This is a genomic window from Geobacter sp., from assembly GCA_009684525.1.
GTDB lineage: Bacteria > Desulfobacterota > Desulfuromonadia > Geobacterales > DSM-12255 > Geoanaerobacter.
This window is the reverse complement of the sequence record WKKR01000002.1, coordinates 911,293-936,464: the sequence shown is the minus strand read 5'-3', so window position 1 is coordinate 936,464 and position 25,172 is coordinate 911,293. Positions and strand designations below refer to the sequence as shown.

Below are 25,172 nucleotides of genomic sequence, written 5' to 3'. Positions count from 1 at the left end.
CAACCAGACCGGAGTCACCATGTCGATCTTTCTCGGCAGCGAACGGGGAGATATTGTCACCAGTCGTCCTGCCAAGGAGCTGCTCAGCGATCTCGACCTCATCATGACCGAGCAGGCGCCGTACCTGTTGCCTGCCGAGCACCAGGCACTCCTGGAAGGTATCACCAGGGATCTGCGGGAAGAGCTTGCCTGGCAGGATGAATCAACCCTGCGCCGGGCCGCCTTGCTCAAACAACTGGCCGAGGCACCCGGCATTCCCGAGCTGGAGCGGGACTTCTCCGAATCGCGCAGCATGGCAAAGGAGTACTTCATCCGCCGCGGGTCGCCGCTGGCACTGCACGCGTTCTGCAACGACAGCCGCGACAGCCTGCTGGAAAGCGTCATCAGGCTCGCCGAGCAGCAGCTTGGCGACGAGGGGCTCGACAAGCCAGACATCCCCCATGCCTGGTGCGTGACTGGGAGCCTGGGGCGGAAAGAGGCCACCCTGACCACCACCTGCGAACTGCTCCTGGTCCAGGGCAAGGCCCAATCATCCGCTTCTTCCGACTGGTTTTCCCGCATGGGGGAAATCGTTACCGCCCATCTCGCCAAGCTGGGACTGAATAGCTCCACCATCAATCCTGCTTCTGTCCACTGGCGAGGCGACCTCGCCGCATGGCGGGAACGCTATGCGGAACAACCCTCTTCCGCCTGGCAACTGCTGGGGGCGACCAACCTGTGCGATCTTCGCCTCATCAGCGGCAGCACGCAACTGGCGGAAAGCCTGCGCACTATCGTCTGCGCCAACCTTACGGCCCATCCCGCCCGGTTGCAGACCGCTCTGCGCAGCATCGCCTCCCTCCCCCTCGGCTTCGACTTCTTCGGCAGGCTCAAGGTGGAGAAAAGCGGCAACAACAAAGGGAAATTCAATCTCCTCCAGTTTGCGCTGCTGCCACTGGTGCTGACATTCCGGGTCCTGGCAGTAAAGTCCTATCTCCCGGCCACATCGACAATGGCGAGAATCAGGCAGCTTCTGGACGAGGGTGCGTTAGGCGTCGATCAGGCAGGAAAACTGCTCCGGACCTACCACGAGTTTGCCCGTTGCGCACTGCAGCTCGAGGTGAGTGGAAAAGGCAGCGAAACCGAGGGGTTCTTCTTCGAACCGGATGATCTTTCCAAGGAGGAGGAGGCCCGCTTCAAACAGGGCCTGGAGTCACTCTTCAATCTGCAGCGGATCATCTTCCAGAGCATTGAGGCATGAGAGGCACGACGATCTGCAATGACAAAACGGTGCAGATCGGGGAGGAACAGCGGGCATGCTGATCTCCATCTCATCGGGAACCCTGTTCACCTTCCCTCTCGCGAAGATATTCGAAATCGCTGCAGAGGTCGGCTTCGACGGTGTGGAGCTGATCATCAACCAGGATTTCCAGAAGATCAATGCGCGCAAAGCGATCGATTCGCTGAAGTCAGTCCTGCCGATCCTTTCCATCCACGCGCCATTCATGCCGCTGGATGGATGGGGCGGTCCCATCGACTCCCTGAAACGTTGCGTGGAGATTGCCGCGGACTGCAGTGTCCCCCTGGTCAATTTCCACCCCGCCTCATGGATGGGGTTCGAGATCGGCTTCTGGCGCTGGATGTACGGGATTCATGACTATCGGCGGGAGATCGGCACGGAAACGGTTACCGTCACCATGGAAAACATGCCCTGGCTGGGAAAGTTCCGGATCAACCCGCACATCCTCTCCAATACCGGCTTGATGATCGAGTTTCTCGAAGGCCACAACCTGGACCTGACCTTTGACTGCACCCACATGGGCTCGGGAAAGGCCAATTTCATCAACGACTTCTATCAGTTTTACAATACTGGGCGGATCAAGAACATCCATTTTTCCGATTACGGCCACGGCAGGGAGCACCTTCTCCCCGGCCATGGCGTCCTGCCGCTTACCCGTTTCTTGAACCATCTGCGCAACACCGACTATGATCACACCCTGACGCTGGAACTCTCTCCCCATGAATTCCCGCAGGACCAAGAGATCATCATTGCCAGCCTCAGGGAGATACTCGAATACCTGCGCAGGGAAACGGGAAAGGAAGGCGCTGCTCAAAACCCGGAGAGTCTCAGCCTCTGACCACGTAGACCGAGCATTTGGCGTTTTTCACGACCTTGTGGGAAACGCTCCCCAAGACCCGCCGTTTCAGAAAGCCCTTGCCGGAACTGCCGATGACGATAACGTCGATGTTTTCACGTTCGGCAACCTCCAACAGCTCATCCGCGGGGTCTCCGTAGGCAACCTTCATCTCCAGGGGGATGCCGGCATCGGTGGCGTTCTTCTCGATGACGTAAAAGATCCGCTGCCGCAACTCCTCCCACTGGTCGGTCTCGGTGATCGGCGGTGCCGGCACGAAATCCGTAAAGGTGTTGCGGGGCGCATTGGGAAGCACCAGCAGCGCAACGATCCTGCTCTTGTAGGTGCCCTGGTTGGCCGAGGCCATTCTGACCGCCTCTTCGGCAGCCTTGTCCGACAGTGGTGAACCATCGATGGCCACCAGAATCTGTTTGGGGAAATTCAGCATCGATACCTCCGCATGGCCCGGCTTCCCCTTCTGCAGGCTGCAGCAGAGAAAACAGGCACTTTTCTTTCTTGACAATTATAAAACGTTATTCTATATTTTCAAACAAGTATTTTCGTAACTTTATGCCTTAGTTTTCAACCAATTTCGGCTCAAACCGATAAGCACTCCAAAGGAGTGTCGAAAAAAATTAAAACAACTGGGACGATACAGCCCGCGAAGCATCCCAGGCAGGTTTTTAGCTTGACAATCAACGGTTTTCTCCCTATTAATTTGGGGTTTGAGAATTTTTTCGAGACAGGTGACGCACATGGCAAAAAAGGATAAGGCCGAATACATCATTCAGGCGGTAGATCACGCCCTTGACCTACTTGAGCAGTTTCATGACGATGTCGACGAACTTGGGGTGACTGAGCTCAGCAAGCGTCTCAAATTACACAAAAACAACGTATTCAGGCTGCTTGCCACCCTGGAATCGAGAGGGTATATCGAGCAGAACAGGGTGACGGAAAACTACCGTCTCGGGCTCAAGACCCTGGAACTGGGGCAGACATTCATCAAGCAAATGGGGCTGTTGCGGCAGTCCCGCCCCGTCCTGGAAGCACTGGTCCGGGAGTGCAACGAAACTACCTACGTGGCGATCCTCAAAGACTTCCACATCGTCTATCTCGATGCGGTGGAGACCGACCTGACGGTGCGGGTCGTACCCAGGGTCGGTTCCCGGCTGCCCGCGTACTGTACGGCCGCAGGCAAGGTACAGCTTGCCTATATGACCGACGAAGAGCTGGACAACTACCTGCCGACCAAAGAGCTTAAACGCTACACCGCCAACACCATTACCGACAAGGACGAATTCAAAAAGCACCTTGTACAGGTGGCCGAGATGGGGTATGCGGTGGACAACGAGGAACTGGACAATGGCGTCCGCTGTGTCGGCGCGCCGATCCGCGACTATACCCGCAGGATCATCGGGGCAGTCAGCATCTCGGGGCCTTCCATGCGCTTCACCGAGGAACGGGTCGACAAGGAACTGGTCCCCCTGGTCAAACGGGCTGCCGAAGAGATTTCCTCAAAGCTCGGCTACCACAAATAGCAGCTCAGAGGGGTGGAGGGAGAGCGGCCCGACCCTCTAACTCCCCAACCTCTCCCAGGCCTCGAAAACCTGCCGTGTCGTCTCCTCCAGACTTCCCCGATTGTCGATGACCTCCCTACCGTAACCCCGTTTTTCCTCCATGGGCATCTGGCTCTCTATTTTCCGCAACGCATCCTGGCGGTTGCTGCCATCCCGTGCCATGAGCCGGGCAAGCTGGGTTTCCCGGTCGACGTAGACCACCCAGATATCGTCGACTCTCCCGGTGATACCGGCCTCGATGAGAAGCGGCGCCATGTAGAACACCACTGCAGCACCCTGTTTCCGCAGGCTGTCGAGCCGCTCTTCGGCCAGTTTGGCAATGGCGGGATGGGTTATGGCTTCCAGTCGCCGACGGGCTGCGGAATCGGCAAAGACGATCGCCCCGAGATTCCCCCTGTCGATGGTGCCGTCCGGGCAGAGGATATCGCTGCCGAACTCGCGAACAATGGCTGCGTGCGCATCCGTCCCCGGCACCACCACATCACGGGCCAATTGGTCGGCATCGATGACCTGCGCCCCTTTTTCTTTCAGAATGCGGGCAACCGTGCTCTTGCCCGAAGCGATCCCGCCGGTCAGTCCGATGATCCGCATACCCCCTCCTGTCAGCCATCTTTCCACAGGCTGTTCTGCCTGTCAACCAAACGGGCTTGCACTGGAATGGAAATCTGCCATTATGGTATCGTCAAGGAACAGAGGCATTTCTGCCTTTCCACACCTTACCAAGGAGGAATTCCATGGAGATGCTCATCAGGCTGCACGGTGCCAATAAAATCTCGGCTGAATTCGACTCGTACCAGGTCGTCACCGATCAACCGGTCGAAGCGGGCGGAACCGGCTCGGCACCCACTCCCTTTCAACTCTTTCTGGCTTCCCTGGGGACCTGCGCCGGTGTGTACGTCGGGGCTTTCTGCGAACAGAGGGGCATCCCCACCGAAGAGATCACCATTCACCAGACCATGGAATTCACCGAATCCGCCGACGGCAAGCAACGCCTGGCAAAGGTCGGTTTGGAGATCCGCGTCCCACCGCAATTCCCGGAGAAATACCATAACGCCCTGGTCAAGTCGGCAGAACTCTGCACCGTGAAAAAGACCCTGGCAAATCCACCTGATTTCGCCATTTCGACACGGGTTTTTTCAAATGAGGAGAAGAGAGCCCAATAAAGAGACCGTGCAACTACCATGCAACAGAGATTCACAGCGGGAAAGGGGGGCGCCGATCGACCGGCAGCGGGTCATCGACGCGGTTGCGGGGGAAAGCGTCAGGTGCGGGGCAGGAATACCACCTCGTTTTCGATGCGGCGGAAGGTCCCGCCGAACTGGTCGTCGTCCAACTGGCTCTGGCGGTCGCCGATGCGCACCACCACACCATAATAGATGTCGCGCTCAACTTCGACGCACGCTTCGGCATCCGGCTCCAACCTTTTCAGCAAGCGTTTCTTCTGCTGGGCGAGTTCAGTCAGTTCTCCCTGCAGCGAGCTGAAAGACTCCTTCAGCTCACGGGAACGGTCGGCGTCCACCCGGCCGGGATTCTCGCGACAATAGGCAAGATCCTTTTCGACCTCCTGCAGATCTTTCTCCCGGGAGAGGAGCAGGCCGTTCACCTCTTCGAGTTTCTCGCTGGCCATCGGATCTACCCCCACCTCGATCCTGGTCTGCACCCCAGCGCGAGACCCGACAACGATCGCCCGCACCTTACGCGCAGCCCTGCAGACCCCTCCGATCAGATGTCCCTTGCGGGAACCCTCCTCACCGATAGCAATCTCGCCACCAGCCGTCAATTCGCTTTGCATGGCCAGTTCCTTCACCAGGATGTCTCCGGCCGCTTCCACGCAGGCATTTTCCACAAAAAGAACCGACAGGGAGCCACCGGTCACCACATAGGCATGTTCCGGCCCGAGTTCGCCGTTCTGGTTGCGAATCTCGCCATGGCCGATGATTCCGCCCTTGATGGAGATGTCGCCGCCGCACTCGATGTTCGCCGCCTCCACCACACCACCAATGGTGATTTCCCCCGCAACCACGAGCTCCATCCCCTCCCTGACATCGCCGGCCACTTCCACCGATCCGTCGAAGTGGAGATTGCCGGTGGAAAGATCGACATTCTTCACCTTGATCACCGGCTCAACGATCACGCCATTGGCAACCAGCACCGGCATGCCGGCAACGGAGGCTAGCAGCAGGTCGTTATCCTGGGGGTCGGAGGCCACACCCTGCAGATCCGGTGCAAACTGGAGATCCTGCCCGTCTTCGGCATGAAGCGGGGTTCCCAGAATGTCTTCGCCAGGGATGCCGAGAGTGGGGGGAATGCGACGCATGAGCGGCGTCATCTCCCGCACGCTGACAATATCGCTGAAATTCCGGTAATCGACTATGTCCTGATCATCGGCTACCGGCTCCCGTTCCCTGGCATCAGGGATCAGGCTCACCAGCTGTGCATGTTCGCCGTTCACCGGCAGCCGCCCGGTGGCAATGACCACGTCACGGAGTTCGCGGCCGACTGACACCGCTGTCTCGATCTCGTCGGCAAGAATACCGCTGACGATCCGCTTCTCACGGAGAGCATCATGTACTTGCGATGCGGTAACGGGTTTTCCGCCATAGGGGGGGGAAATGGCAAGGGTTGCGGACATCAGGTCAGGGGCCATGCTGATGGCGACGGCGCCGTCCCTGCGCTCGCCGATATCAATGGTAAAGGGGCCGGTAGCGGCATTGTACAGTTTTTTCAGCTCAGCCGATACGGTTTCAAAGATATAGAGCCCTGTCACGGTGCGCTGGATATCCAGGGCATGCTTCAACCAGGCAAAATCTACGGGGACAACCGGTCCATCAGGCGTATAGACCGCTTGCAGCCGACTGCCGTCGGCACTCAACCTGAAATCGAGCCCCCGGCCCTGTTCAGATTCTGCTGTCATCTTTTCCAAGCGCCTCCTGCGCTATCCCGGACCGCGCATGGTGGTCCGGGCTCCATTCAAGGAATGATATACCGTTTATCGGCCCTAAAAGGTCGATACTTTAATGCCTTTTCCCCTATGCCCGACAGTTCAGATCGTCAACTGCCCGTTTTCCAGCACGATTCGCTCTTCTCCGTCTGCCGATACTGCAGTCAGCGTCGGATGATAGAAGACATAATCCTCGTGAAACGGCACCTGAACGGCCCCACCAAATCCCGAGTTGTCTCCCAGCGCCACATGCACGGTTCCGAGGATCTTTTCCGCCTCAAGGATATTGTCTGGACGACTGGCGCGATCATTGGTCCCGATACCCAGTTCAGCAACGTTCCGCACCAATGGGTTCCCGACGATTGCCTGACGCAGCCGGTCGGCATACGGGTCGCTACCATGGATCTCCGCAACCAGCCCCTCCCTGACCACGAGCCGGACCGGCGACGCCAGTTTCCTGGTGGGAGCGTATTCCAGCACCAGCTCCCCTTCGCTGGTCCCCTCAAGGGGCGCAAGGTAGACCTCTCCGGCAGGGAGATTGCCAAAACTGCCAGGTCCGGTCAACAGTCCGTCGTCTCCGGCAGCACATCGACCGGCGCAGCCAAAGGTCATCCGCGTACCGTTTCGAGTGACAAGCCGAAGCGACGCTACCCCCTGCAAAACCGCGGCAAGCCGGGCGGTTCGCGCTGCAAGCGCCTGCCAGTCGACCTGCATGGAGGTAAAGAACATCTCTGGGTCAAAGTGGGGAAGACTGGCGAACCTGCCGCCGGCAGCGTTGACCAGAGCCCGGAACCGGGTGTGGCTGGTAGAATTGTTGGCCAGTGCCACGACCACATCCGCAACCTCTCCCCTGCCATCCACCACGATTTTACGGGCCTTTTCCAGATCATCCCCATCCGCATTCTTCTCCAAAAGCCTGGTCAGGATGCCGCCCGCTTCCAGACGCGCCACGTTCGACTCCCCCAGAACCGCTCTCCAGAGTGCGACCGGCGGTTCGGCCCCCGATGAAGGGGTTGCGGGAAAGCAGACGAACTCGGCCGTGCCGAATCGCTCCGCAGCAAAAGCTCCCAATGCCTCTGCAGTCTCCGTGAGCCTCTTTCGCCGGTCCGCCTCGGCCTCGGCAAGATGTTCGTCCTCCCGCGCACGATCGCCGAAGACCACGATCCGCTCACCCGGTTTCACTCCCATATTGATCTCGAACAAAAGCGCAAACGCCTCACGAAATTCCTCTAACCTCTCCATTTGATTTCCTCCTCTTTCGACTCAGTAGGGTAGCCTAGAAGCACCTGCACCGTCAGGCCTTCTGCGCTCCCTCTTTCCCGGTATAACAGAACAGTCGCGCGCTGACAATTCTGAACAAATTCCAATGGGTTATTTTTTTCACTTGATTTGAGCTCATTTAGTGTGCTAATACTTGCATACTGTATACACAGGCAGCACGGTATTTTACCGTATAAATGCAACGAGTTAACTACTTTTACGGGCAACTGCCGAACGGTTTTTCTGGAGGCGCACGTGGCACAGGTGGTCTTTTCCAGCTGGGGGCGAAACATCATTGACAACCGCGCAGGCGGGGAACTGAAGGATACGACGTTCCGCCTGCCCACCACCTTTGACGGAGAAAGGGCACTGGCTGCCTTCATGGGTTGGGACGGAATCATCCTGTACGACAAGGATGTGGATGTTCCCGCCATGGCAGCCGACTACATGCGACGGGTCCAGACCATGTACGTCTGCGGCAAGTGCACCCCGGGCAAGAAAGGCACCAAGGTTCTGATGGACACCCTGGCGGCCTTTGTCGCGGGAACCGCCAAGGAAAGCGACCTGGCGGTCATCGAAGACCTGGCCGAGCTCCTCAAAAACTGCAAATGCACGCTCTGCCCCACCTCGACAATCCCGATATTCGATGCGGTCAAACATTTCCGCAACGATTTTCTCGCATACGTCGGTGGCTCCCGCACCCCTGCGGAGAAGCACCGTTACGTGCACAAGTACACGGCCCCCTGCCAGGACAAGTGTCCGGCCCATATCGACATTCCCGCCTACATCGAGGCGATCAAGGAATACCGATACGAGGAGTCGCTGGAAATCATCCGTGAGAACATGCCGCTCCCCTCTGTCTGCGGGCGCGTCTGTCCGCACCCCTGCGAAACGGCCTGCCGCCGCAAGCAGGTGGATGAACCGATCAGCATCATGGTCCTGAAGCGGACCGCATCGGACTACGAGTGGCAGCACAACTTCACACCTCCCATGCAGCCCAAGCCCAGGAAGAGCAAATCCGTCGGCATTGTCGGCGCCGGCCCTGCCGGTCTGGCAGCAGCCTACTACCTGGCCCTGGAAGGCTATCCCTGCACCATTTACGAGGCGCTGCCCGAAGGCTTCGGTGGCGGCATGATCGCCGTCGGCATCCCGCCCTACCGGATGCCGCGTCATATCCTGCAGCGGGACATCGACATCATTGCCAGCATGGGCGTGGAGATCAAGTACGGGGTCCGCATCGGCAAAGACATCTCCCTGGCGGAGCTCAAGCAGAAGCATGAGGCGGTTTTCCTCGCCCCTGGCGCGCACCGTTCCAAGCCGATGGGCGTCGAAGGCGAAGACAAGGGATACAAAGGCTTCCTCCGCGGCGGGATCGACTTCCTCCGTGATGCCTACATGGGCGCACCCACCGGCATGGGGAAAAAGGTCTGCGTTGTCGGCGGCGGCAACACCGCCATCGACTGCGTCCGCGTCGCCCTGCGCGAAGGTGCCGAAGAGTCGACCCTTCTCTATCGCCGCTCCCGCAAGGAAATGCCGGCCGACGTCTGGGAAGTTGACGGCGCCGACGAAGAAGGGGTCCGTTTCGAGTTCCAGGTCCTCCCCACCAAGATCCTGGTGGATGCGAACGATCAGGTCACCGGCGTGGAATGCGTCCGGATGGCAATGGGCGAGCCGGATGCCTCGGGCCGCCGTCGTCCCGAGCCGGTTGCCGGCAGCGAATTCGTGGTCGAGTGCGACACGGTGATCCCGGCCATCGGCCAGGACCCCGACCTCTCCTTCATCCCGCCCGACCTCGGCATCGACATTACCAAGTGGAACACGGTGGTCACCAAGTACGTCCCGCTCAAAGGAGCCGATGGCAAAGGGCTCGTTGACGGCATGGGCAACCCGCTGTCCCGTATCCTGATTACCGACATGGACGGCGTTTTCGCCGGCGGCGATGCCGAGATTGGCCCGTTGACCGTTGTCGCCTGCGTCGGTAACGCCCATCGCGCCGCACACGTCATCCAGCGCTGGCTTGAAGAAGGAAAGGCATACCTCACCGACGAAGATCTCATCGAGGACATCCTCACCTACCTGCCGGTTTACGACAAGAACGAACAGGTTCCCTGGCTCGATTCGTCCAGTCGTGCCCATCAGGCAGAGGTTCATGGCAAGGAGAGGGCCAGTAAGGGAAATTACTCCGAAGTGGAACTCGGCTTCAAGGACACCCAGGCGGTTACGGAGGCAGAGCGCTGTCTGCGGTGTTACCGTATGGCAATGATTGCCATCTAGTTCGCGAAGGTGCGCCTCCTCCGGCGCACCTGTACATTTTCGGCGCGAATGCGCTACTGGCGCGACGCTACCGTGCATACGGAGATATATCTAGCGTGAGCTTCGGTTCGCCACTACCAGGGAATCTCTCTCTTCTCAGGAGCAAGACAATATGGTCACATTAACGATCGACGGCAGAGATGTCACGGTACCGAAGGGCTCCACCATTCTGGAGGCTGCCCGCCAGCTCGGGATAACCATCCCCACTCTCTGCTGGCTGGAGAAAGTTTCTCCAACCGGCGCCTGCCGTGTCTGTGCAGTCGAGATCGAAGGGGTTGACCGCACCATGACCGCCTGCAACACCCCGGTCAAGGCGGGCATCAAAGTCACCACCCAGTCCGAGCGACTGATCGAGATCCGCCGCAAGATCATGGAGCTGATGCTGGTGAATCACCCTCTGGACTGCCCGGTCTGCGATGCCGCCGGAGAGTGCGACCTGCAGAATGCCACCTACGGCCTGGAGGCGAACAAACCGGGATATTCGGCCAATCTTGAACGCCACAAGATTCGCTACGACTGGCCCCTTATCGAGAGCGACCCCAACCGCTGCATCCTCTGCGAAAAATGTGTCAAGGTGGACCATGAAGTCGTTGGCTGCGACGCCATCAGGGTCGTGAACCACGGCGACAACACCATCATCGATACCATCGACGGCAAACCGCTCAACTGCGAATTCTGCGGCAACTGCGTCGGCGTCTGCCCCACCGGCACGCTGATCAGCAAGCCCTTCAAGTTCCGCGGCCGTCCCTGGACCTTCTCCGTCACCAAGAGCGTGTGCGGTTTCTGCTCTACCGGCTGCCAGATCGAATACCACTCGCGCAACAACCGCGTCGAGCGGGTTACCAGCGACGATTCAACCTACAACAGCGGCAACATCTGCATCAACGGCCGTTTCGGCTATGCCTACCTGAATGCGGCCCAGCGGCTCACCGTTCCCATGGTCAACCAGTCGAAGACCGACTGGAACAAGGCCATGGAGTTTGCTACGGCCAAGCTGAAAGAGATCGTCGCTGCCAGCGGCTCGGATGCCGTTGCCGGCATCGGTTCCCCCCGGGTCACCAACGAGGAGAGCTACCTGTTCCAGAAGCTCCTTCGCGAAGGTCTCGGCAGCGCCAACATCGATTCCGAGGCACGGTTCGGTTTTGCCCAGGCAAAACTCGCCCTCTGGGAGCGCCTCGGCAGTGCCGGCGCCGGCACCGCCATTGACCGTCTCGACAAGGCCCAGGCCGTGCTGGTTCTCGGCTGCGACCTGAATGCCGAATCGACCGGCATGGAATACCGGGTCATCAAGGCTGCGACCAAGAACGACGCCAAACTGGTACTGGCCAATCTGCGCGACGTCAAGCTGAAGAAGTTCGCCAACAGCCACCTCAAGTACCGTCCCGGTGCCGAACTGGCCCTGGTCATCGGCCTCATGAAGGCAATCGTTGCCGCCGGTCTCGAAAGCAAGGAGTTCATCGCCAGCCGCACCAGCGGTTCCGATGCCCTGCTGGCGTCCCTTGCCAGCCTCAACCTGGCCGATCTGGCAACGGCAGCCGGCGTCACCGAAGCAGCACTGACCGATGCAGCCCGCCTGCTCGGGGGCAAGGCTGATGTTGCCGTCGTCTTCGGCGCCGACGTCATCCGCGGCGCCAATGCAGCAGCAACCGTGGAAGCGATTGCCAGCCTCTCCCTGCTCCTCGGCCTGCCCGCAGCTGCCCAGGGCGGTCTCTTCCCGGTCGAGCAGAAGAACAACATCCAGGGGATGCTCGACATGGGCGTCTCTCCCGATTTCCTCCCCGGCTACAAGGCCGCAGTCAAACCGGGCAAGGATCTCTGGCAGATCATTGACGCTATAGAAAAGGGCTCCATCAAGGCACTCTATGTCCTGGGCAGCAACCCGTTGGTCTCCTTCCCGGAGAACGCCAGGATCAGGGCGGCACTGGCCAAGCTCGACCTTCTCATCGTTCAGGACATCCTTGCTTCCGACCTGACGGCAATGGCCCATGTGGTCTTCCCCGGTGCGGCAGCAGCCGAGAAGAACGGCTCATTCACCACGCCGGACAACCGGGTCCAGTGCCTGACACGGGCCGTCACCCCTCCAGGAGAGGCCCGCGAGGACTGGGACATCATCGGCGAACTCCTGAGCCGGCTCACCGGAATGCAGCATGCCCGCACAGTGGCTGAAGTCACCATCGAACTGAAGGAAGTCACCGGCTTCTACACCGGCAACTGCAGCGTGGCCGAAGGACGTTGCAGCGGCCTGGTCAAGAACCTCCCGGCTCCGCCGGATCGCTTCACCTTCGCCCCCCTGCCGGCTGTTTCCGGCTCTGCTGTCACGGACAGCCAGTACCCGCTCTTCATAACCATCGGTGCCATCGGCTTCCATAACGGCACCATGTCAACCGCTTCGGAAAACAACCTCAGCGTCTCCGCGGCCGGATACCTGGAGATCGCTGCCGAAGACGCCGCCCGTCTCGGCATTGCCGACGGCGCGACCGTCAGGGTCACCTCTGCTGCGGGAAGCACCACTGCGGCTGCCAAGGTCAGCAGCAAGCTGCAGCCCGGCCTGCTGTTCGCGCCCTATCACTTCAGCGGGCTGAACGCCAGTGCCCTCCTCAAACGGAGCACCAACCTGGTCAATGTCAAAATAGAAAAAGCCTGAACAGTAGTTCACTGAGCTGATACGAAAAAGCCCCGGCAATCGCAGCCGGGGCTTTTTTTATGCATATTCCATGGCATGAAAACGGCACCGGCCGACTTGGACGGTGCCGAAAGAGAAACGGCCGCAGACTCTACTTGCAGAGCCTCTTGGCAATAATATCGTGATTGAGCCACCAGACCGGGGCTGAAGGCTCCCAAGAGGCATCGAGCATCAACCGTCCCACGCCACGGAATACCGCGCCGGAAAGGGCACCGCAGACGATCTCCTTGGGATTGGCGTTCATGGCAAGCAGTTCCGCTGAACGGGACAGCATCAGCTCCATCTGCTCCCTGGTGCTGTGGTGCGGCCATTGCGCAAGACCGGCAAAGTCCGCCATGACCGACGAGGCAAGATAGTCGTTGGCCCGCGCCAGCATGGTTTCAATGGTTGCGCCTTCTGCCAGGAGCCGGGTGCATTCCGACCGGACGCTTGTTGCCACCGCTCCGCCCCCTTCCTTTTCCAGGGCAGCCAAAAGCGGATAGAGAGAGATCTCCACCCCGAGAAAGAGCGCGCTGGAATTGGTGAGAATCTCCGGGGCATTGAAGACCGTTGCCTTGATCCCCTGCTCCCAGGCCGTACGCGCATGCTCCTCCAGCCGCATCTTTGCCCACCCCTGCAGGTAGGGGGTATAGGACTGCCAGCGATACGCCCCGTCGATCAGCACTTCGCAGCCGTGGTAGCCGTAGGCGGCATAGGCGACACTGCAGCCTTTCCCCTCGATCGTGCCCCGCAGTCCTGCCGTTGCCTCGATCAGGTGGGCAAAGGAGTCGGCGGTTACCTCGTTAAAGGAGAGGTCGCAGAGTTTCCCCAGTTCACTCCCCCAGAAGTCGGATGACGCCAGGTACTTTTCCCCCTGCCCCTTGAAGACACGGTTCAGAAGCGGCATGAAGAGCCGCGCCCGCGGAATGCCACCAGCCATGGAGTGGACGATGAGCAGGTTGGCCGCAACAGGCAGCTCCTTCTCGACCTCGGCCGCCACCCTGGCCAGGTTTTCCTTGAGACGTGCCACGCCACGATCGCGGCAGAGGGTGATCGCATCCCAGTCGAAACGGGCCGTTGCCCACTCGTCCGGCTTGATCCCCTTGAGCCGCTCGGCAACAGTGACGCCTGAGGCATCGGGTTCCATGTCGAAGCCCGCCTCCAGGGGGATGTTGATGATCCTCCCCCCCAGATACTCCTCGGCAACTGCCAGCTCCTCGGCATCCAGCGGCCGCAGGGCGCCTTCGCCGGTGCGGCGGCCGACGGTGGTGCCGATGATCGTCATCCCGCGCTGCCGCGCCTCTTCGACGATCCCGTTGGCATAGCCGCGGCCGAACAGCTCGCCGCAGAGCAACAGGACGTCTCCGGGCTTATAGCCGGCCACTGCCGGCAGGTTCCTCATGGGGTTATAGTTCATTGTCTCCTCCAATAGTGTTCAAAAGCGGCAGACGCTGCACCGGACATGCGGTCCCCTTCAGAGGGGCCGTGCAGATATCGCGGGATCAGTGGTCGTCCCGCCTGCTCAGGTTCTCGAAACGTGTGTATTCGCCACGGAATGCCAGCTGAACAGAACCGGTGGGGCCGTTACGGTGCTTGCCGATGATGACCTCGGCCTCCCGCTCGTGGCCCTCCTTGTCGCAGGAGCCATCCCGCTTCTTGCATGCCTCGCAGTAGACCGTATCGCGATAGACGAACATCACCAGGTCGGCGTCCTGCTCGATGGCTCCGGACTCGCGAAGGTCGCTCATCATGGGGCGTTTGTCCGCCCGCTTCTCCAGCTCACGGTTGAGCTGGGAGAGCGCCACCACCGGCACCTCCAGCTCTTTGGCCAGGGCCTTGAGGGAGCGGGATATCTCCGAGATCTCCTGCTGCCGCGATTCCGGGTTGGAGCTGCCCCGCATCAGCTGGAGGTAGTCGACGACGATCAGGCCGATGCCATGCTCGGCCTTCAGGCGGCGCGCCTTGGCCCGCATCTCCATGATGGCCAGCGCCGGGGTATCGTCGATGAAGATCTGTGCCTTGTGCAGCCCGCCTGCGGCTCGGGTCAGCTTGGGCCAGTCGGTCTCCAACAGGTGGCCGGTGCGCAGCCGGTTGAGATCCAGCTTGGCCAGGGAGCAGAGCAGGCGCTCCACCAGCTGTTCCTTGCTCATTTCCAGGGAGAAGACCGCCACCGGAACCGGCTTCTCCGCCTCCACCGCGGCATAGGAAGCGACATTGAGGGCAAAGGTGGTCTTCCCCATGGAGGGGCGGCCGGCAACGATGACCAGGTCGCCCTTCTGCATGCCGGCGGTCATCTCGTCGAGATCGACGAATCCCGAGGGGACCCCGGTGATCCGCTCCTTTTTCTCGTAGAGCTGCTGGATGTTGTCGATGGCCCCCTTGAGGAGGTCTCCGACCTTATAGAATGCGGGCCTGATCCGGCGTTCGGATATCTCGAAGATGACCTTCTGCGCGCCGTCCAGCAACTCCTCTACCGCCACCTGGCTGTCATATCCCTTTGAGGCGATGTCGGTGGCAGCGGTGATCAGCTTCCTGACAATCCCCTTCTCCTTGACGATCCGGCTGTAGTAATGGATGTTGGCGGCGGTCGGGACGAAATCGACCAGGGTTGCCAGGTAGGCGGCGCCCCCGACCTCATCCAGCACACCCTTCTGTTTGAGGGTCTCGGTCAGGGTGATCAGGTCGCAGGGCTCTCCCCGCTCGTTGAGCCCGATCATCGCCTTGAGTATCTTGCGGTGGGACTCGCGATAGAGGTCCTCCGGAGTGAGCACCTCCAGCACGCGGTTGATGGCCTCGTTCTCCAGAAGGATGCCACCCAGGATCGACATCTCGGCCTCGATGCTCTGGGGGGGGAGTTTATGGATATCGGCAGCAGACATGAAAAACCCGTTACAGCAATATGGACTGTGGCGTCAACCGCCTGGAATGCAGAGGGAAAACCGTAACCAGCACCAGCGATGCAGCAGTCGGGGGAGTTACTATACCCCGCCGGCACAGGACGGTCAACCCCTTAACGGCCATGGCTGCAGAAGGGGTCGCACAGCGCCGTCAGGGGCGGGTTTCGTGCTCGATCTCCCGTAAAAAGGCGAGCGAACGGAGCGGAGCTGCCAGATGGGAGGCAATGGCGCTGTCCAGGAGTTCGCCTGCCTCGGCAAGAATCGACTCGGGAAAACTGACCGCGCCAAACCGTCCGCTCCGCAGGGAGAGCGCGAGCAGTTCCAGGGCAGGCCAGGTCAGATGCCGCCCGGCCGGGGCGCAGGTACGACAGAGCAGCTCGCCGAAGTGATGGCGGATGTCGCCGGCGTCATGGCCATATTCGCTGCCGCAACGGCTGCAGCCATCCAGGGAAGGGCGATAGCCGAGGATATTGAGGAGATTGATCTCAAAGAACCGCCGATTGGAAGGATCTGCGGGATGACGGTCGAGATGGTCCAGATAGGCGGTGAACAGCCGAAAGAGCCGCGGGTTGGCCATCCCCTCCGGGGAGAGGGCTGCCAGGAGCTCGCAGGCATAACCGGCATGGGCGATCCGTTCGATATCCGTGCGAATCCCCTGGTGGATGGTGATGATCTCCGCCTCCAAAAAGCTGCACAGCCCCGGCTTGATGCCGACCTGCAGCTGCAGCCGGGCAAACAGCTCCAGAGCGCCGCCGAAACGGCGCACGCTCCGCTTCGCCCCCCGGGCAACCCCCGACAACAGCCCGTGTTCAAGGGTATAGACGGTTACCAGGCGATCATTCTCCCGGTAATCGGCAAGCTTGAGGACGATGGCTTCGCATCGCACCGTTTCCATGCCGCTACCCTAGCACTCCGCCGGTGCGGCGTCAACCGGACCAATGGCAGCAGTCCGCTCGTACACGACCAGGGTGCAGCGAGGCTCCGCTGCCAGGAGTTCCCGCCGGACTGCCGCAAAGGCACCTTCCGGCAGGGGGGGGAAATAGGTGTCCCCAGCAACCTCGATCTCCACCTCGGTGAGATAGAGCCGGTGCGCCAGGGGAAGTGCCTGGCCGTAGATCTCCCCGCCGCCGGCCACGAATACCTCGTCGTCCCCGGCGCAGAGCGACAGCGCAGCGGCAAGACCGCCGGCAACCTCGACCCCTTCCGGGCGATACCCCTCCTGCCTGCTGAGGACGATGATCCTGCGCCCCGGCAACGGTCGGCCGATGCTCTCAAAGGTCTTTCGTCCCATGATGAGCGGATGGCCGGTGGTGAGCTCACGGAAACACCGGCGGTCGGCCGGAATATCCCAGGGGATCGTCCCGGCCCGGCCGATGACCCGGTTTGTGGAGAGTGCCGCAATCAGCGAGATGATCATCCGCTCCTCCTGCCCCGCATTGTAACCTCACCGTTCCCCAGGGGCAACAGCTTCGTGTCCCGCGCGCTACAGTGACATTTGTGCGCGGCATGGTAGAGTATACCTCAACTCCTCAACGACCGGAGGCCAGGATGCACTCACTGAGCGATGCAGAACTTCTGAACGAGTTGGAGAACCACTTTGCCCAAACCCGCCTTGCCATGGAAGAGCTCTCGGCGGCCAATGCCTCTCTGATTGCCATGAACGAGAAGCTCAAGGATTCCGAGTCGCTGAAAAGCAACTTTCTCTCCAACATCCGCAATGAGATCAACAACCCCTTAAGCTCCATCATGTTGCTCGCCTCGCGCATCCAATGGGGGCTGGAAGAGGGCCACCCCCTGGGCCAGGCTGCTGCCGTGATCCACGAAGAGGCGCAGAATCTCAATTTCCAGCTCAACAACTTCATCGCCGCCGCAGACCTGGAAGCAGGGGATTGCTCGGCCAGCCTGGAAGAGGTCGATATCGGCACCATCCTGCAGAACATCGCGGACACCTTCGTCACCCCCCTGGCCCGAAAGCAGCTGCACCTCAGCCTGCCCAAAGAACCGGCCGGTACCCTGGTCTTTTTCACCGATGCCACCATCCTGGCCCTTATTCTGGCCAATCTCGTGGATAACGCCATAAAATTCAGCAACAAGGGAGAGACGATCGCCATCATGGCCACCTGCACCGAAGCAATACTCACCCTCACGGTGCAGGACACCGGCATCGGCATAGCACAGGAGGACCAGCAGAGGATCTTCGACCGTTTCGAGCAAATCGAACGGGGCTCCACCAGGACCCACCGGGGCCACGGCCTGGGCCTCAGCATCGTCAAGGCACTCGTGGAGCTCTTGAACGGCACCCTGACCATAACCAGCAGCCCGGGCAAGGGGACCAGCATCTCCGTCTCACTGCCCATGCCGGAGTTCACCAATGAAGTCGACATCTTCGCGGAAGACGGGAACCTCTTCATCTTCGGCGACACCACGGAAAAATAGGATCGACGAGACGCCCCGGCACTTTCTCCTTCCCGGCACCATCTTTGTCCACCCGGAAGAACACCTGGTGACGACAGTCCTGGGCTCGTGCGTAGCAGTCTGCCTTTGGGACCGGGCAACCGGCATCGGCGGCATCAACCACTACATGCTCCCCCTCTGGAACGGCGAGGGGCTCCCCACCCCCAGATACGGCAACATCGCCATCGACCTCCTGATCCGCCGCATGACGGAATTCGGCTGCCAGCCGAAAGGCCTGGTGGCCAAGGTGTTCGGCGGAGCCAACCTCTTGCCGGGCACCGGCATGTATGCCATCGGCGACCGCAATACACGACTCGCACGCAGGGTCCTTGACGGGCTCGATATCCCCATTGTCAGCGAAGAGACCGGCGGCTCCAATGGCCGGCGCATCATTTTCAACACCGCAAGCGGTGTGGTCTATCTCCGCAAGGACACCACCAAGGATTGAGCCCCACCCCGGCGGATCGCATTCCCCTTAAGATTTCCCCCTGAAAACCGAAACATGTAGAGAGTCACCCCCTTGAAAGGATACCCCGTGTCAGAGGAAAAGATCTACCTGGCCCGACAACCGATCCTCGATCTGAACAATGAAATCGTTGGCTATGAACTTCTGTTCAGGGCCACGGATGTCCCATATGCCGATATCGACGACCATGCCCTTGCCAGTGCCAGTGTGATCTTCAACACCCTCTCCAGCTTCGGCTTTGAAAAAGTCCTGGGGAACCACAAGGGTTTCATCAACCTGAACAACGACATGCTGATGAGCGACAACCTGGAACTCCTCCCCCCGCAACACTTCGTGCTGGAACTCCTGGAAATCGTCGAGATTACCAATGCCGTGATCGAACGGTGCCGGGAGCTCAAGCTCAAGGGGTTCTCCATCGCCCTGGACGATAACCTCTTCAGCGAGGCCTACAGCCCGCTCTACGATCTCGTGGACATCGTCAAGATCGATGTCCTGCACATGACCAAAGAGACGCTGACGCGGATGGTGGAACTGCTCAAGCGCTGGCCGGTTACGCTCCTGGCCGAAAAGGTGGAGAATGACCATCAGCAGAAATTCTGCCTCGAACTTGGTTTCCAGCTATTCCAGGGGTACTACTTTGCCCGTCCGACCATGCTCAGGCAGAACCGGATGGACAGTGCCAAGGCAACCCTGATGCGCCTGCTCAACCAAGTCCTGTCCGATGCCGAGTTCGAGGATATCGAACAGACCTTCAAGCAGAACCCCGACCTGACCTACAAGCTGCTCAGGCTGGTCAATTCAGTCATGATCGGCCGGCGGGAAAAAACCTCAACCCTACGCCAGGCAATCGTCACGGTAGGGATGCAACACTTGAAACGGTGGGTGCTGATGGCGCTTTTTGCCAATCGCGACGGCGAACGGCCCGGCTCGCCCCTCCTGGAGATTGCCGCCAGCCGGGGACGGCTCATGGAATGTCTGGTGGAACGTCAGCCGCTCTTGAAAACACGGAGTGATTCCCCCGAACTGGCCTTTCTCGCCGGGCTGCTGTCTCTGCTGGATATCCAGCTCGGAGTGAATATGGAAGAGCTCGCCGAACAGCTCAACCTGATCGAGGAACTGCGTGAGGCCCTGCTCATGCGAAGCGGCCCGCTCGGCACCCTGCTGTCGCTGTGTGAATGCCTGGAACATGAAAACAGCGGCGGGGTGGCAGAGATCCTGGAAAAGATCCGGATAAGCGAAAGTGAGTTTCTCAGGACACAGCTCGAGGTGATCGACTGGACCAATACACTCTGTGGAATTTCCGAATAAGACATGCTCTGCAGAACCGACGGGAGGGATGAAACATGAGCCTGGCATGGGATGAAACTCTGGTAACCGGCATCAGCGAGATCGACGAGCAGCACCAGGAGATATTTTCCCGGTTCACGGCATTTTCGGATGCCTGCGGCAAGGGGGCGGGAAACGAGGGGCTTCAGGAGCTGGTGGCCTTTCTGGAAGAATACACAGCCTCCCATTTCGAGTACGAAGAAAACGCCATGCGGCGGAGCGGTTTTCCCCAGCTCTCCAGCCACCGGGACGAACACCGCACCTTCATGGCCGATTTCACCCATCTGAAGTCGAAGATCGGCGAGCCGGACAACAAACGCGAGGCGCTCATCCTTGCCGAACGTATCATGATCAAGTGGCTGATCATTCATATCGGCCATCACGACAAGGCGCTGGCCGAGCATCTGCAGACCGCCGTAGCAGCCTGAAAAACCAGCGGTCTCCAACAGAAACAGGGCCGGCATCATCCCGGCCCTGTCCCATTATCCTTTTCACCTGTCAGCGCAACGAAACCACGGTGGCCCCGTTTCCCCCCTCGAACCGCTCTCCCAGCCTGAAGGCACTCACCAGCGGATGTCCGTCCAGGTGCTCGTGCACGGCCCGCCGCAGCGCACCGGTGCCGACCCCGTGGATGATCCGCACCTCGCCGTAGCCGGCCAGCGACGAGTGGTTCAGGAAGGGTTCCAGCAGGGCCAGGGCATCGTCAACCCGCTGACCGATCAGGTTGAGCTCCCTGGCTGCCTCCTCGTCGCCTCCTGAGCGCCGCTGTTCGCGATTTCGCGGCGCAACCGCCTTGCCGCTCGGCCGCGCCAGATCGTCCATCGTGACATCCAGCTCCAGCCTCCCCGCCTGCACCCGAAGCCTTCCCTGTCCGACCTTCAGAACCGTGGCGTCACAACCGAGGGAGCGGACCAGAACCCGACTTCCCGGCACGATCTCCGTCAGCTCCAGGGGGCGCTCCCCGCTCAGCTGCCGCAGGGCACCCTCCACCTCCAGCTCCTTGGCACGGAGCTGTTCGCGGGCTGCGTCGCGTTTTTCGTGCCGCGCCTCGTCAAGTATCCGGTTCAATTCGCGACGGGCCGACTGGACCAGTTCCTTGGCATCCTGCCACGCCTTTGCCATTGCATCGCGGCGACGTTCCTCCTCTTCGGCCTGCCGCTGCCGCTGCTTTTGCTCCTGTTCTGCAAGCACCGCCTCCCTGTCCGACAGTTCGACCAGACGTGCCTCATAGGACTGACGCTGTTCCTTGAGCTCTGCAAGCAACCCCTGGAACTCGCTTCCCACCCGCCCAACCAGCCCCTGGGCAAAGTCGATGACGTGATCCGGCAGACCGTAACGCCGGGCCGTTTCCAAAGTGTGCGACTCTCCCGGTTCGCCCACCTTCAGACGGTAGAGCGGGAGCAGGCTCTGGCGGTCGAACTCCATGGCAGCGTTCAGCATGCCATCAGTTCTGTGCACGAAGCCGACGATCTCGGTCAGGTGGGTTGTGGCAAGAACCAGGGCGCCCTTTTCCAGCAGCTCCCGGAGGACGGCACAGGCCAGTGCCGCCCCCTGCAGCGGTTCGGTGCCGGTTCCCAGCTCGTCCAGAAGGATCAGGGTCCGGCTGTCGGCTCGGCGGAGTATGTCCGCAATCCTGGAAACATGAGACGAGAAGGTGGAGAGACTGCTCTCGATGGCCTGCTCATCGCCAATATCCACGAGCAGGTCATGCACCCGGGGGAAGATGGAGGTGGACGCAGCCGGCACCGGGATACCGGCAAGGGCCATCAGGGTCAACAGGCCCACGGTCTTGATGGCAATGGTCTTGCCGCCGGTATTGGGACCGGTGATGACCATGACCCTGTTCGGCTCCTCATCGTGCAGCCTCAGATCCAGGGGGACCACATCGCCCCCCCCACGCCCGGTGTGCATGTTCAGGAGCAGGGGATGCCGTGCACCGACCAGGCGGATGGTAGCACCGTCGTCGATGGTCGGTACCTCGGCCCCGAGTTGATCGGCGCAGGCAGCAATGCAGTTGAGCAGGTCGATCTGGATGAGAATCCGGAACTCCTCCTCGATCCCTGCTGCATCCTCCCGGAGCCAGGAGCAGATCTCGCGCAGGATGCGGATCTGTTCCGCCTTTTCCTCGGCAGCCAGGTTCTCCAGCTCGTTGGCCATGCCGATGATCTCGATCGGCTCCATGAATGCGGTTTCGCCGGTATTGGAGACATCGTGCACCACCCCCGGCACCATCCCCTTGGAGTCCATCCTGACCGGGATCACCCACCTGCCGGAACGCTGGGTGATGAAGTCGTCCTGCAAGAAGATGGCAACGCTCCGTTCGCGGACGATCTCCTCCAGACGCCTGCGGATGCGTGCGGTCAGGGAGCGTTTCCGCTCCCGGATCTCGTACAGAAGTCGCGAGGCGGTATCCAGCATACCGCCGTCGCGATCGATCGTCCGGACCAGCGCCTCCAGGATATCGGGGAAGCCGGTCACATGGCCGGCAAGCTGCACCAGCAGCGGAATATCCTGGCGATAGCCGAACTGGCGCGAAAGCGTGGCCAGGATCTGGAACGGCGCGATGAACGCTTCCAGGTCGATGGGATTGAGCAGGGAATCGGTCGGTCGGACCAGCTCCAGAACCGGCAGGATATCGGTAAAGGGGGCAAGCCTGAGCGGCACCCCCAGACGGGCGAGGGAGCGGATCTCCTCCACCCGGCCGAAACGGAGGATAATCTCCTCCCGCCGGTCCAGGGGAACAATCGCCAGGACCGCTTCTCGAGTCGCCTCGCTCTGGGCATACCCGGCAATCATCTCCAGGATTTTGTTGAACTCGATCTTGCGCAGGGTGTCACTGTTGATCATGGGGTTCACCGGTTGCTGCGGAATATTTGCGGCGCGCCTTCTGCCGGCGTTTCGCCTTTTGCCGGCGGAGTTTCTCCTGCTCCGCGCCACGGGGGGTCACCTGTCCGGCTTGCGCGGCAAGCCGCTCCACCAGTTCGCGCCGGGCCAGAAATCGGTTTACCGACTGGCTCCTGTCGCGCATGCATTTCACTTCCAGCCCGCTGGGGCGATGCTTCAACCAGACGCAGGTGGCGGTCTTGTTCACATGTTGTCCGCCGGCGCCGGACGACCGGACAAACCGCTCCTCCAGGTCCTCCTCGCGGATACCCAGGGCTGCCATCGCCTCCCTGAGCTGGCGGTTTTTCTCTTCGCTCACCGCAAAGGTCATGGGGCCTCCCCCCCAGAGGTAAGATGTCGACATTCAGGTTGTTCAAAAATGGTCAGATCGTCGCACCCGCAGAAAGCCCCGCGGAGGCGTGGCAGCGCCACGCCGCACAAGGCGGCTTTCGAGGACGGCGGCGAGATGGCCGTTTTTGAACAACCTGCTGCTAAAGCGTCAGGCTGACCAGCAGGCCCCTGATCTCCTGGATCTTGGCGGCGATCTTGATCCGGTCCTTCTGTTCGCTCATGATCAGACGGTAGAGAGAATCGGCATGTTTGTCAATGACGGTAATGATCTCGTGATAGGCCGGGGCTTTGGGGGTGCCGCTCAACAGCTCGACGCGATAGGCCTCGGCTGTCACCTTGCGGGCCATGGAGGTCAGGAGTTCGCGAAACTCCTTGAAATGGGCCATGCTCGGGTCGCGTTCCAGATTGTCACCGGCAAGGTCGATCTCCTTCTTCAACTCTTCCAGCTCGACGGCCCGGTCGACGAGGAGATCTCCACTCTTGACCAGAGCAGTGGAAAAGGGGGAGGGACGCGCCCCGCTCCCTTTTCCCGATTCGGAGCGCTGCGCCTTTTTGTCCACACGTCGAGCCGGCAGTTTTTCGTCGATGCGCATTTTATTTTCTCGTTAAATATTTCTTATTTTATTTTGTATACGTTTCTGTTATTATGAGTAAAAATATTTACCAACAATAAAAGGTGTCATATGAAGCTGGAGATCAAGAATATTTCCGGCGAGCAGGTTCCGACCGTCATCGCAGACTGTACACAGTGCGGCGGCGCCATTTCCGTCCGCGAGCGCGATTTCCTTTTTTCGCGCCCCCTGCGCTGCAACTCGTGCAACCACGTACGCACCCTCAGCTACCGTGAATACGTCCTGGCCTGCAACTCCCTTGCCCCCCAGCTTCTGGAGTATTCCATCTCCCGGATGGCCAAACGTCGCGGCATACGTTCGCATCGCCTCTGACCGCCCCCCTTCCTCTCCCGACATTGTACCTGCCCCCTGTCCCTCTCCCCTGTTACGGTTCAAGAAACTCGTCGGTGATCCGCTCGTGCCGAAGCCACCAGATCAGCGCCAGCGGTAGCGCCACCCAGAGTGCGATCATGAACAGGGTGGTCATGAGCCCCACCAGATAGTAGAGCAACGAGGGTGAATCCGAGGATCGCCGAACCCAGCCGACAAAATCGGCAATCTCATATCCCGCACCAATGGCCAGGCCGGCCCACCCTCCCCACTCCAGCCCTTTCAGTGCCCAGTGCTGCAATCTGACGAACTGGCTAGCCACAATGAGCATGCCGCAGCCGTACAGGGTCAGCACCCAGGGGAACAGCCCGTGGCGCAGGAAGATCGCCCCGCGGGAAACCGGTTCAAGGGCAGTCTCGTTGATCTGGGTGTAGAGATCCCTGCCATGATAGCCCATCACCCCAAAAAACCCGAAGGCGGCGACCAGGGCTGCCACGGCCATGACCCCCCAGCCGGTGTAGCGGACAGGCGCCGGAACCAGGGGGATTGCAGCCTCTGGCTCCTTGGTGGGAGCCTTGATGAAATCGTCCTGGCGGTAGCTTCGCTGGAGCCGCTCCATGTCCTGTTTGTGCTGCTCCGCTTCCTCCTGCTTCCGTTTCTTTTCCTGGTAGACACTCCCCTGCAGCCCGCACTTGGGGCAGACCTCGAACATCTCGTCGGTGAACGTCGAGTAGTTGCAGTGGGGACAGACGCTCATCAGGTTGGGGTTCCAGCCCTGGGTGGCCGGCTTTTTCACGTGGAATCCGGTGTTGCAGCGCGGGCAATCGATGTAGCGTCCATCCAGCGGCACGTCCTGGTCATTGAGCTCGCCGGAAAGATGACAGTGCGGGCACTCGATCTTCATGAATGTTGACACTCCCCCTGGAAACTGTGCACTATGCAGCCCTTACACTATACCAACTTCACATCTCGCTGCAATCCGACAGT

The 25,172-nt window shown here is 60.3% G+C and carries 23 protein-coding genes; 11 read left to right on the top strand and 12 right to left on the bottom strand.

Annotated features, from left to right (window positions below; all coding sequences use genetic code 11):
- Nucleotides 1-19: 19 nt before the first annotated feature.
- A complete protein-coding gene (locus GJT30_10335) occupies nt 20-1,240 on the top strand; it encodes a hypothetical protein (GenBank protein MSM40004.1) in 1,221 nt (406 codons plus the stop codon).
- Between the two features lie 55 nt (nt 1,241-1,295).
- A complete protein-coding gene (locus tag GJT30_10330) occupies nt 1,296-2,117 on the top strand; it encodes a TIM barrel protein (GenBank protein MSM40003.1) in 822 nt (273 codons plus the stop codon).
- On the opposite strand, the gene GJT30_10325 is transcribed toward GJT30_10330, so the two are convergent.
- Entirely contained in the window at nt 2,107-2,562 is a 456-nt protein-coding gene (locus tag GJT30_10325; protein ID MSM40002.1) for a universal stress protein, read from the bottom strand. The genes GJT30_10330 and GJT30_10325 overlap by 11 nt on opposite strands.
- 307 nt (nt 2,563-2,869) lie before the next feature.
- Here GJT30_10325 and GJT30_10320 point away from each other — a divergent pair, with 307 nt between their 5' ends.
- A complete protein-coding gene (locus tag GJT30_10320; protein MSM40001.1) occupies nt 2,870-3,652 on the top strand; it encodes a helix-turn-helix domain-containing protein in 783 nt (260 codons plus the stop codon).
- Nucleotides 3,653-3,688: 36 nt separating this feature from the next.
- Here GJT30_10320 and GJT30_10315 read toward each other — a convergent pair whose 3' ends face one another.
- Entirely contained in the window at nt 3,689-4,282 is a 594-nt protein-coding gene (locus GJT30_10315; GenBank protein ID MSM40000.1) for a dephospho-CoA kinase, read from the bottom strand.
- 143 nt (nt 4,283-4,425) lie between these two features.
- Here GJT30_10315 and GJT30_10310 point away from each other — a divergent pair, with 143 nt between their 5' ends.
- Nucleotides 4,426-4,854, top strand: coding sequence for an osmotically inducible protein OsmC (locus GJT30_10310; protein ID MSM39999.1), 429 nt, complete (start codon nt 4,426-4,428; stop codon nt 4,852-4,854).
- A 98-nt stretch (nt 4,855-4,952) separates the two neighbouring features.
- Here the strand turns inward: GJT30_10310 and GJT30_10305 are convergent, their stop codons facing one another.
- Nucleotides 4,953-6,605: a DUF342 domain-containing protein gene (locus GJT30_10305; GenBank protein ID MSM39998.1), complete on the bottom strand. Its 1,653-nt coding sequence runs from the start codon at nt 6,603-6,605 to the stop codon at nt 4,953-4,955.
- A 129-nt stretch (nt 6,606-6,734) separates the two neighbouring features.
- Nucleotides 6,735-7,874: a peptidase gene (locus GJT30_10300; protein MSM39997.1), complete on the bottom strand. Its 1,140-nt coding sequence runs from the start codon at nt 7,872-7,874 to the stop codon at nt 6,735-6,737.
- 273 nt (nt 7,875-8,147) lie between these two features.
- Here GJT30_10300 and GJT30_10295 point away from each other — a divergent pair, with 273 nt between their 5' ends.
- Both GJT30_10295 and GJT30_10290 read left to right on the top strand, forming a co-directional pair.
- Nucleotides 8,148-10,166, top strand: coding sequence for an NAD(P)-binding protein (locus GJT30_10295; GenBank protein MSM39996.1), 2,019 nt, complete (start codon nt 8,148-8,150; stop codon nt 10,164-10,166).
- Between the two features lie 151 nt (nt 10,167-10,317).
- Nucleotides 10,318-12,849 carry a molybdopterin-dependent oxidoreductase gene (locus GJT30_10290; protein ID MSM39995.1) on the top strand — a complete coding sequence of 844 codons (2,532 nt, stop codon included), beginning with the start codon at nt 10,318-10,320 and terminating at the stop codon, nt 12,847-12,849.
- A 130-nt stretch (nt 12,850-12,979) separates the two neighbouring features.
- Here GJT30_10290 and GJT30_10285 read toward each other — a convergent pair whose 3' ends face one another.
- The 4 genes from GJT30_10285 to GJT30_10270 form a co-directional block, all read right to left on the bottom strand.
- Complete coding sequence (locus GJT30_10285) at nt 12,980-14,284, bottom strand: hypothetical protein (protein MSM39994.1); 1,305 nt, start codon at nt 14,282-14,284, stop codon at nt 12,980-12,982.
- Between the two features lie 85 nt (nt 14,285-14,369).
- A complete protein-coding gene (gene dnaB / locus GJT30_10280; GenBank protein ID MSM39993.1) occupies nt 14,370-15,746 on the bottom strand; it encodes a replicative DNA helicase in 1,377 nt (458 codons plus the stop codon).
- Nucleotides 15,747-15,915: 169 nt separating this feature from the next.
- Nucleotides 15,916-16,659 (bottom strand): DNA repair protein RecO, encoded by a 744-nt coding sequence (gene recO, locus GJT30_10275; protein MSM39992.1) that lies wholly within the window; start codon nt 16,657-16,659, stop codon nt 15,916-15,918.
- 9 nt (nt 16,660-16,668) lie between these two features.
- Nucleotides 16,669-17,181: a dihydrofolate reductase gene (locus GJT30_10270; protein MSM39991.1), complete on the bottom strand. Its 513-nt coding sequence runs from the start codon at nt 17,179-17,181 to the stop codon at nt 16,669-16,671.
- A gap of 89 nt (nt 17,182-17,270) precedes the next feature.
- Between GJT30_10270 and GJT30_10265 the strand changes: the two genes are divergently transcribed.
- The 4 genes from GJT30_10265 to GJT30_10250 all read left to right on the top strand — a co-directional run bounded on the left by GJT30_10265 (nt 17,271) and on the right by GJT30_10250 (nt 20,438).
- Nucleotides 17,271-18,200 (top strand): GHKL domain-containing protein, encoded by a 930-nt coding sequence (locus tag GJT30_10265; protein MSM39990.1) that lies wholly within the window; start codon nt 17,271-17,273, stop codon nt 18,198-18,200.
- Nucleotides 18,136-18,666, top strand: coding sequence for a chemotaxis protein CheD (locus tag GJT30_10260; protein ID MSM39989.1), 531 nt, complete (start codon nt 18,136-18,138; stop codon nt 18,664-18,666). Before GJT30_10265 ends, GJT30_10260 begins: the two co-directional genes overlap by 65 nt.
- Nucleotides 18,667-18,753: 87 nt before the next feature.
- Nucleotides 18,754-19,992, top strand: a complete 1,239-nt coding sequence (locus GJT30_10255) for an EAL domain-containing protein (protein MSM39988.1) — start codon at nt 18,754-18,756, stop codon at nt 19,990-19,992.
- 35 nt (nt 19,993-20,027) lie between these two features.
- Complete coding sequence (locus GJT30_10250) at nt 20,028-20,438, top strand: bacteriohemerythrin (protein ID MSM39987.1); 411 nt, start codon at nt 20,028-20,030, stop codon at nt 20,436-20,438.
- A 70-nt stretch (nt 20,439-20,508) separates the two neighbouring features.
- Here GJT30_10250 and GJT30_10245 read toward each other — a convergent pair whose 3' ends face one another.
- The 3 genes from GJT30_10245 to GJT30_10235 all read right to left on the bottom strand — a co-directional run bounded on the left by GJT30_10245 (nt 20,509) and on the right by GJT30_10235 (nt 23,837).
- Nucleotides 20,509-22,857: an endonuclease MutS2 gene (locus tag GJT30_10245; protein MSM39986.1), complete on the bottom strand. Its 2,349-nt coding sequence runs from the start codon at nt 22,855-22,857 to the stop codon at nt 20,509-20,511.
- Complete coding sequence (locus tag GJT30_10240) at nt 22,844-23,224, bottom strand: peptide chain release factor-like protein (GenBank protein ID MSM39985.1); 381 nt, start codon at nt 23,222-23,224, stop codon at nt 22,844-22,846. Before GJT30_10240 ends, GJT30_10245 begins: the two co-directional genes overlap by 14 nt.
- 160 nt (nt 23,225-23,384) lie before the next feature.
- Nucleotides 23,385-23,837, bottom strand: a complete 453-nt coding sequence (locus tag GJT30_10235; protein ID MSM39984.1) for a DUF327 family protein — start codon at nt 23,835-23,837, stop codon at nt 23,385-23,387.
- Nucleotides 23,838-23,927: 90 nt separating this feature from the next.
- Here GJT30_10235 and GJT30_10230 point away from each other — a divergent pair, with 90 nt between their 5' ends.
- Nucleotides 23,928-24,188, top strand: a complete 261-nt coding sequence (locus tag GJT30_10230) for a hypothetical protein (GenBank protein MSM39983.1) — start codon at nt 23,928-23,930, stop codon at nt 24,186-24,188.
- Between the two features lie 52 nt (nt 24,189-24,240).
- On the opposite strand, the gene GJT30_10225 is transcribed toward GJT30_10230, so the two are convergent.
- Nucleotides 24,241-25,089 (bottom strand): hypothetical protein, encoded by an 849-nt coding sequence (locus GJT30_10225; protein ID MSM39982.1) that lies wholly within the window; start codon nt 25,087-25,089, stop codon nt 24,241-24,243.
- Between the last annotated feature and the right edge of the window lie 83 nt (nt 25,090-25,172).